This window comes from Novipirellula sp. (assembly GCF_041583735.1).
Lineage (GTDB): Bacteria > Planctomycetota > Planctomycetia > Pirellulales > Pirellulaceae > Novipirellula.
Window position 1 is genome coordinate 1 of record NZ_JBFHFD010000416.1, and the last position, 7,659, is coordinate 7,659.

7 protein-coding genes and 1 pseudogene are annotated in these 7,659 nt (G+C 54.8%); 4 read left to right on the plus strand and 4 right to left on the minus strand.

Annotated features, from left to right (window positions below; genetic code table 11):
- A partial coding sequence (gene xylB / locus ABX962_RS24385) for a xylulokinase (protein WP_372723150.1) occupies window positions 1-1,519 on the plus strand: 1,519 nt, incomplete at its 5' end.
- A 224-nt stretch (window positions 1,520-1,743) separates the two neighbouring features.
- On the opposite strand, the gene ABX962_RS24390 is transcribed toward xylB, so the two are convergent.
- Window positions 1,744-2,682, minus strand: a complete 939-nt coding sequence (locus tag ABX962_RS24390) for a sugar phosphate isomerase/epimerase family protein (RefSeq protein ID WP_372723152.1) — start codon at window positions 2,680-2,682, stop codon at window positions 1,744-1,746.
- Between the two features lie 230 nt (window positions 2,683-2,912).
- Here ABX962_RS24390 and ABX962_RS24395 point away from each other — a divergent pair, with 230 nt between their 5' ends.
- On the plus strand, window positions 2,913-3,653 hold the full coding sequence (locus ABX962_RS24395) for a DUF1080 domain-containing protein (protein WP_372723154.1): 741 nt from the start codon (window positions 2,913-2,915) through the stop codon (window positions 3,651-3,653).
- A 38-nt stretch (window positions 3,654-3,691) separates the two neighbouring features.
- Here ABX962_RS24395 and ABX962_RS24400 read toward each other — a convergent pair whose 3' ends face one another.
- Together ABX962_RS24400 and ABX962_RS24405 are read right to left on the minus strand one after the other, a co-directional pair.
- A complete protein-coding gene (locus tag ABX962_RS24400; RefSeq protein ID WP_372723156.1) occupies window positions 3,692-4,369 on the minus strand; it encodes a class I SAM-dependent methyltransferase in 678 nt (225 codons plus the stop codon).
- Window positions 4,366-5,268 (minus strand): hypothetical protein, encoded by a 903-nt coding sequence (locus tag ABX962_RS24405; protein WP_372723158.1) that lies wholly within the window; start codon window positions 5,266-5,268, stop codon window positions 4,366-4,368. Before ABX962_RS24405 ends, ABX962_RS24400 begins: the two co-directional genes overlap by 4 nt.
- 130 nt (window positions 5,269-5,398) lie before the next feature.
- On the opposite strand from ABX962_RS24405, the gene ABX962_RS24410 reads away from it, so the two are divergent.
- Window positions 5,399-6,193 (plus strand): methyltransferase, encoded by a 795-nt coding sequence (locus ABX962_RS24410; RefSeq protein WP_372723160.1) that lies wholly within the window; start codon window positions 5,399-5,401, stop codon window positions 6,191-6,193.
- A 268-nt stretch (window positions 6,194-6,461) separates the two neighbouring features.
- Window positions 6,462-6,770: a hypothetical protein gene (locus tag ABX962_RS24415; protein ID WP_339937616.1), complete on the plus strand. Its 309-nt coding sequence runs from the start codon at window positions 6,462-6,464 to the stop codon at window positions 6,768-6,770.
- Between the two features lie 61 nt (window positions 6,771-6,831).
- Here ABX962_RS24415 and ABX962_RS24420 read toward each other — a convergent pair.
- Window positions 6,832-7,659, minus strand: a pseudogene (locus ABX962_RS24420) (hypothetical protein); the annotation flags it as partial.

The following is a 7,659-nucleotide window of genomic DNA, read 5'->3' on the forward strand; positions in this document are numbered from 1 at the left end:
CTATCTTGGAATCGACATTGGAACCAGCGGCACCAAAACGCTGCTAATTCAAGCCGATGGGAAAATTGTTGCCGAAGCTACCGCGGAATATCCACTCGCGCAGCCTCGCCCCGGTTGGACCGAACAAGATCCTGAGCTGTGGTGGAACGCGACCGTCAAAACCGTCAGTGAGGTGATGGCCGCGAGCAACGTCAAGCCAGCCGACGTCAAGGCAATTGGGCTGAGTGGCCAAATGCACGGCTCGGTTTTCCTCGACAAGCAAGGCAACGTGATCCGTCCCGCATTGTTGTGGAACGACCAACGAACGGCGGCCGAGTGCGATGAAATCACGTCGGCGGCCGGCGGACGCAAGGCGTTGATCAAAATGGTCGCCAATCCAGCGTTGACCGGTTTCCAGGCCCCCAAAATCCTCTGGCTTCGTAACAACGAGAAGAAAAACTTTGACAAACTGGCCAAAGTTCTGCTGCCTAAAGACGAGATTCGCCGCCGTTTGACCGGAGATTTTGTCACCGAGGTCAGTGATGCCAGCGGCACGCTGCTGCTAGACGTGGTCAAACGAGGTTGGTCGAAAAAACTGTTAACGAAACTCGATCTCGATAGCAACTTGTTGCCTCGTGTCGTCGAGAGTGACGAAGTCACCGGGACACTAACCAGCGAAGCGGCCAAGCAGCTCGGATTGACCACCGATTGTAAAGTTGTCGGCGGTGCGGGGGATTGTGCGGCGGGTGCGGTCGGTAACGGCGTCGTCAAACAAGGAGTGCTCAGCACATCGATTGGCACCAGCGGAGTGATGTTTGTTCACAGCGACCAACCGCAATACGATGCCGCCGGACGACTGCACACGTTCTGTCATGCGGTCAACGGAAAATGGCACATGATGGGAGTGAATCTGACCAGCGGCGGGGCGCTGCAGTGGTGGGTCGATTCGATCGTCAAAGGCTTGGCGGGCATCGACCCAGATAAACGCTACGAAGCGGCGACGGCCGAAGCCGAAGCGGTCAGCGCTGGCAGCGATGGGATGCTGTTCTTGCCGTATCTAAACGGCGAACGAACACCGCATGCTGATCCCAATGCACGCGGCAGCTTTGTGGGCATGAATCTGACTCACACTCGCGGGCACATGACTCGCAGCGTGATGGAAGGGATCACGTTCGCACTTCGCGACAGCCTCGATATCATCCAATCACTCGACGTCCCGGTGCGTCAAATCCGTGCTTCGGGCGGCGGCAGCAAGAATCCGTTTTGGCGACAGATGCAAGCGGATGTGTTCGGCAAAAAGATCACGCGTTTGGAAGTCGAGCAAGGACCCGCGTTCGGCGTTGCATTGTTGGCAGCCGTTGGCGACGGAGCCTACAAGTCGATTGAGTCGGCTTGTAGTGCCACGATCAAGATCGCCGAAGAAACCAAGCCGGATCGCAAGGCGGTTGCTAGTTACAACAAGTTGTTCCCGATCTACCGCGATCTGTACGAACAGCTAAAAGGTTCAATGTCGGCGCTCGCGGAATACCAAAACGGATAGGGGGCGGCAGCGCGATTCACCTCCCCTTTTGGGAAGATCAGAGTCGGCGGCAGCCGGCTCACCGGTGGAGCCCGGAGTGTTAGAAGTGGATCGTGCCCGCAAGAGTTCGCCAGCCCTCCCCGAAAAACTCGCTAAAGGCTCGTTTTTCGACCCTCCCGACGCGAGCGGGGAGGGTGAAATAAGTTGCTGCGGACGACGGCACCACCTCGTTTCCTGGTTCGCAACTAGCCGATTTTCTTGGCGACCTTTTCTAGCAACGCTTTGCTCTTGCGGATGCCTTCGTATTCGTCGCCGCCCCCTTCGAACTCGATGCCCACGTAGCCGTGGTAGCCATGATCGACGACGATTTTCATCATGCGTTCGTAGTCGGTGGAGGTTTCGTTGCCGTCGGCATCAAACTCGTGAGTTTTTGCACTGACCGCTTTCGCGTACGGCATCAGTGCTTGGACGCCGTGGTAGCGATTGAACAGGTCTGGATTTTCGCCACGGGTGATATAGAAGTTGCCAAAGTCGGGAAGCGTTCCACAGTTATCCATGCCAACACGTTCGATCACCACGGCCAACCAAGCGGCGTTGCTGCTGAGCCCACCGTGGTTTTCGACGATCACGTTGATGCCATGCGGCGCGGCGAACTCGCTCAGTCGACGCAGTCCATCGGCGGCGCGATCAAGTTGTTCGGTGTAACTGCCACCGCTTGCTGCATTGACGCGGATGGAGTGACATCCTAAGAATTTCGCTGCTTCGACCCATTGGTGATGGTTCTCTACTGCCTTCTTGCGTTTTTCTTCGTTGGGGTCACCCAGGTTGCCTTCGCCATCGACCATGATCAATAGACTTTTCACGCCGACGTCCGAGCAGCGTGTTTTCAGTTCGGTCAAATAGTTGGTGTCGCGCGCTTTGTCCTTGAAAAATTGATTGACGTACTCGACTGCGTCAATCCCGAATTCTTCTTTGGTGATGCGAGGGAAATCGAGGTTGGTGATTCCTTTGGATTTGTCTCGTAGCGTACGGTGTAGCGACCACTCGGCGAGTGAGATTTTGTAGGGAGCATCACTGCCTTCGGCGGCAAATACTCGACTGCCCGTCAAGGTGGTGGCCGCCGCGGCGGCCATCGAGGCTTGAAGAAACTGACGACGACTCGGGGCGGTGGGGAATGTACGCATCGTGAATGAAATCCTGTGTGCTGGATTGGGGGGAAATGAAGGAGGGAGGGATCGTTGAATTGTTTCGCTCAATTGTAATTTGTCGCCCGCCGTTTCGCTTGGGGGAAGCGAGGCAAACGGCGTAAAAAATGTCATAGTTAAGAGATCAGGCTATCTGTGGCTTGGTCTATAATCACGCGGCCTCCCCTGCCTGTTCCTTTCCCACCCCCAGTCAATTCGACGGAAATTTGATGAAAACGACTTTTTCGTGGTACATGCCCTCGCTGTTCTCGGTACTGCTTTTCGGATGGATGTCGGTGGCAACCCCGGCCATGTCTCAGGATCTGCAGTTTCGAGATCTCTTTAACGGCAAAGATTTATCGGGCTGGGTCGACGTCAACACATCGCCCGAAACTTGGAGCGTCAAAGATGGGTTGCTGGTTTGCACCGGTCAGCCGATCGGGGTAATGCGTTCGGATCGTCAATACGAGAATTTCATTCTCGATATCGAGTGGCGGCACATGGAACCGGGCGGTAACTCAGGTGTGTTTCTTTGGTCCGATGCGACACCCGATCCCAATAATCGGTTGCCGTTGGGGATGGAAGTGCAAATGCTGGAACTCGATTGGGTGAACCAAAACAAACACGCGGATGGGACGCTGCCGCCAATCGCCTACGTTCATGGGGAACTGTTTGGTGCAGGCGGGATGACTGCGATCCCCGACAATCCGCGTGGCAATCGCAGCAAGTCGCTGGAGAATCGCTGCAAAGGCGTTGGGCAGTGGAATCACTACGTCGTCGTGGCGGTCGATGGGACGGTCAAGCTTTCGGTCAATGGCAAGTTCGTCAACGGAATCCGAAATGCATCGTTGAAAAAGGGATACCTCTGTTTAGAATCCGAAGGCCGTGAGATCCACTTTCGCAAAATCCGGATCATGGAATTGCCCGACGGCATGGCCGACGAAACCACCACCGCAGCGCTGCTGAAGTAACCTCGCCGGAAGTCGGCTTGCGTGTCACTTGGACAGCGTTACGGACGTTGGCGTTCACTTTGACGCTGATACACTGCTGCATAAATCATGTCAAAGTGAAAGGTCTGTTCTGACTGAGGTTCAAACCCTAGATCGCGAAGCTGCGGACGAGGATCGACAATGCGTCGAGATCGAAGTCCGGTTTGCCAGCGGAAAAACGTGTGCATGATGGCAAGCCAAAACTTTGCCCACATGCGCCGCGGTCCTTGCTCGGGCTCGCAAAAATCGACGACGTACCAAATCGATTGCGGCTTGAGTGCATCGGCGATGCGTGGCAGCAACTTGCTGAGTTGAGATGCATCAAAGCAGTCGAGGAAAAATGCGGTGATCACGATGTCAAACGTCGACGTCGGAAACACAAACGACTCGATCGGCGAGCGGATCCACGTTACGTCATGCTGGGGCAAAGCGGGGATGCGGTTGCGCTGCTGCTCGATCATCTTGGGGCTGGCGTCCACGCTTGTGACGTGTGCAGTGGGGCAATACTTCAAAAATGCTTCGAGCAATCGGCCATCGCCATCGCCGAGCACGAGCACGTGGGGAGACGAATTGGCATTGGCAAGCGAGGGGATGCTCGAGAGGCGAGCCCGCTGGAGAGTGTTGCCGAATCGTAGTTTCTCGATCCGCTCGTAGTGACGGGCGATGCGGTCGTAGCCTGCGGAACAGCGGTCGCTCATGTCACGATCGCCATCACCAAAAATGGCGACAACAGTGCATAGTCGGCAAGTTCGCCCCATTGCGATGCCGTCAGTCCGCCGGTTTGATCATCGATCGACGTTGCAATCGGAATCAGCAAGATGCTGCTCAGCGAGGTGGTGGCCGCAATCGACATCGGGGTCCACCCGCTAGCGCCCAGCACCACGGATGCAGCGGCCAACATGCCGGCAAGCCAAGGGAGGCGCGCGGATAAATGAGGGAACATCAAGATCGCCGAACCGATTCCTTGTTGACGATCGCTTGCGCGCTGGGCTTTGGCGACACACAAACAATTCAGCACGAACAAGGCTGCTAGTAATCCGATCGCGATGACGAGTGATAACGTCAAACGCGATGTCATCAGTGGCAGGCTGACACCGATGGCAAACAGTGATCCGACAATGAACTCTTTTGGAAGCCCGTGCTGGAAATAATGGACCGCTGCGACGTAGAGGGTGACCAAGATCAACAAGATGCTGCCCGCGAACAAGAGTTCGCGATGCAATTGAGTCAATGCAAGCAGGCCACCAAGCATCAACACGACGCCCCACAGCGGCCACATAATGGGGGACCAACGTTTCGCAAACTGATGTCGCCGTGACGCTTTGCGGTCGAAGTCCATCCGCCGACAATCCAACAATCGATCGGCCGTGTAAATCAACCACACGGTCATGAACAATACGCCGGTCGACGCGGTGAACATCGGCGCCGCTTGCGTTGGCTCATTTCCCAAGGTGGGATTGGCAAAGGCGAAAAGCATCATCCACTGCCAACCGATTGCAACCAACGGGGCGTCCAGCGATAGGATGTTCGGGATCGAGATCAAACCCCGTAGCGAGCGCGTCGTCGCTTGTGATGCGTCCGAAAGGATGGTCGCCATGCGTATTGTCCTCGATAGCGTCCTTTGCCGGAACTTGTCGTCAAAACCGGATACTCGTGATACCCTCGCCGCCCTGTGATACCATAGTGCACGAATCGGATCTTTTTGAGGGGCTTTGCGAGGTGAGACGATGCGGATCTTAAAAACAGTGTTTTTCGCGTGGCTCGCAGTTTCGTTTTGTGGGTGCTCGCGAGGTTACCGCGACGACTTGGATTATTCGTATGGGGTGGTCCAAACATGGCCGATGGAATCGTTGTTGTATGGCGACTTGGTCCAATTTGAATCCGTTCCGCTGGATCTGGATGAGACGGAATCGCTTCGCAAGCTGATTATCGACGACAGCATCGCAGCAAATCGAAACGTGTTAGAGGTAGGGACCGGCACGGGATTGATCGCCATTTTGTGTCTTCAAAATGAAGCGAGCCGAGTGGTCGCGATCGACTGGAATCCAGCTGCGGTTGCCAATGCACGCTACAACGCCGCCGCCTTGGATAGCGAGACGAATTTGGAAGTGCGAGCGACGGGGCACAGGGAAGAGGTGCTATCAGGCGTCCAAGAAAAAGAAAAATTTGATTTGATCCTTGTCAATTTTTCGGTTGCGGTCCCCCCCGTTGTCTCAACTGATGCGGTGGCTAATTCCAGGATCGAAGATCATGATGCGTGGCGGGATGCGTTGCTGGATCACTTCAAGCGGCATCTGAACGGAGGCGGGCGATGCTTGTTTATCGTTCACAACAAACAAGCAGTCACACGACTTATCGACGCAGCTCAAAGCAAGCACTATCAAACGAAGGTGCTCGATTCTCGCGATTGGGAAACGTTAGAGAGTGAAATCCGACCTAGTTTGATCGTGGAGATTCGGGTTGCCGCCAATGCGGAAATTGTTTCCGAAGGAGAGTTCAACTCCGCCCCCAAGGCGCAGTAAAATCAGCAGCGTGAAACGGGTGGTAAGGGATCGGACACATTTCGATGGTGATCGTAACGCCATTAACTCGATGCGGTGGCGTTTGTCAAGCATCTGTCCGACTCGGGTTTGATTGTTAAAAAAAGTAAGGGCAATTTGCCTTGCGATCGCATCGCCCACGTCACTAATATTAAGATAGCTCGTCACGTTTCTTTTCGTTTGAATTTCAGCATCGGGTTTGTGTACCCGGCGCGTTGGCGAGATTAACCCACGGTTGGATGACTGATTGATGATTCATTACACCTGTGATCGTTGTAAACGGGAAATCGATACCGCTTGCGAAATTCGATACACGGTGCAGCTTGAGGTTCAAGCCGCACCCGATCCGCAACTCGGTGATTTTGATGAGGACATTGATCACTTGACTGAGTTGCATCAGATCCTTGAAGGCATCGCAGAAGAGGACGAGATGGATCTGTCCAATGCGGAAACGAGTCTGCAGGGACGCTACGATTTGTGTCCCGAATGCCATCGTCAATTCTTAAAGAATCCGCTTGGGCGTGATGCGTTCCACGCGATCGGCTTTAGTAATAACTAAGCAAGCCGCCCGGTCTCCTTTGGACTTCGCCCTCGCTAGCGGCGTGGACGACAACGCAAACCTACTTTACCGCTGGCTTGGCGGCGGAATACCGCCCTGCGGGCTCGCCCGCATCGGCTACATCGGACATCCTCGTTTCGATGGGCGAAGGTTGGCTCAAGCGAGTAAACTTCTCGCGGGCTTCGCAGTAATCGATGGCAACAACCCGTGTTTGCACCGGCAGTTCTAGAATCTCTTTGTCTGAATAAGGATTGGTTGCATCGAGTAGCAAACGCTCGACCCAGCGAGTGGATCGGTCGCGATTATTGGCATCGAAAATTTGAGTGACGCTTCGCACCAGCGATGGCAACGAAGTGTTTCGCTTTTGCAAATGCAAAATTGCAGCGCGCCGCAGCGCGTCCTCGGCGCTCGAGAGACTCTTGGCGGCTTGGAAAGCGGTTTGATCGCCATCGTGGTAGGCAGCGACGACGAAATGGGCGTTACCGAGCGTGACCACTTCTTTGTCCCAACCCCCAAACGATTTCTTTTCGCTTTGTGCGATTACGGAAACGTCGATCAAGCCGCCACGCCATTCGTCGGGGACACTGATGGTCAAACGAAATGTTTTTTCGCCCTCAAGCACTTGCTGTTCGGTCCATCTCAATTTGAAATAGACGCCGCGTCCTCGATTGATCGTGCCTGATGCGGTCACCGTTTGCACCGCCGAGACGCGATCGTATTGAAGCGATTCAACGGTCTTGTCGGTCTGGTCGACACCAAAACTCCCGACAGCGAAATGCGAAAGCGTTCCGTCGACGGACAATCCAGCAGTCTTGGCATTTTCGTCGGTGGTCTTGATTTGGATTGGACCTTGAATTGGACTCGCTACTTCGGTTCGCGGAGCGTAGTC

Excerpts from the sequence above, each read along its gene's own strand:
- ABX962_RS24395 (WP_372723154.1), top strand. The coding sequence starts at position 2,913 with ATGAAAACGACTTTTTCGTGGTACATGCCCTCGCTGTTCTCGGTACTG.
- ABX962_RS24390 (WP_372723152.1), bottom strand. The coding sequence starts at position 2,682 with ATGCGTACATTCCCCACCGCCCCGAGTCGTCGTCAGTTTCTTCAAGCC.
- ABX962_RS24405 (WP_372723158.1), bottom strand. The coding sequence starts at position 5,268 with ATGGCGACCATCCTTTCGGACGCATCACAAGCGACGACGCGCTCGCTA.
- ABX962_RS24410 (WP_372723160.1), top strand. The coding sequence starts at position 5,399 with ATGCGGATCTTAAAAACAGTGTTTTTCGCGTGGCTCGCAGTTTCGTTT.
- ABX962_RS24400 (WP_372723156.1), bottom strand. The coding sequence starts at position 4,369 with ATGAGCGACCGCTGTTCCGCAGGCTACGACCGCATCGCCCGTCACTAC.
- ABX962_RS24415 (WP_339937616.1), top strand. The coding sequence starts at position 6,462 with ATGATTCATTACACCTGTGATCGTTGTAAACGGGAAATCGATACCGCT.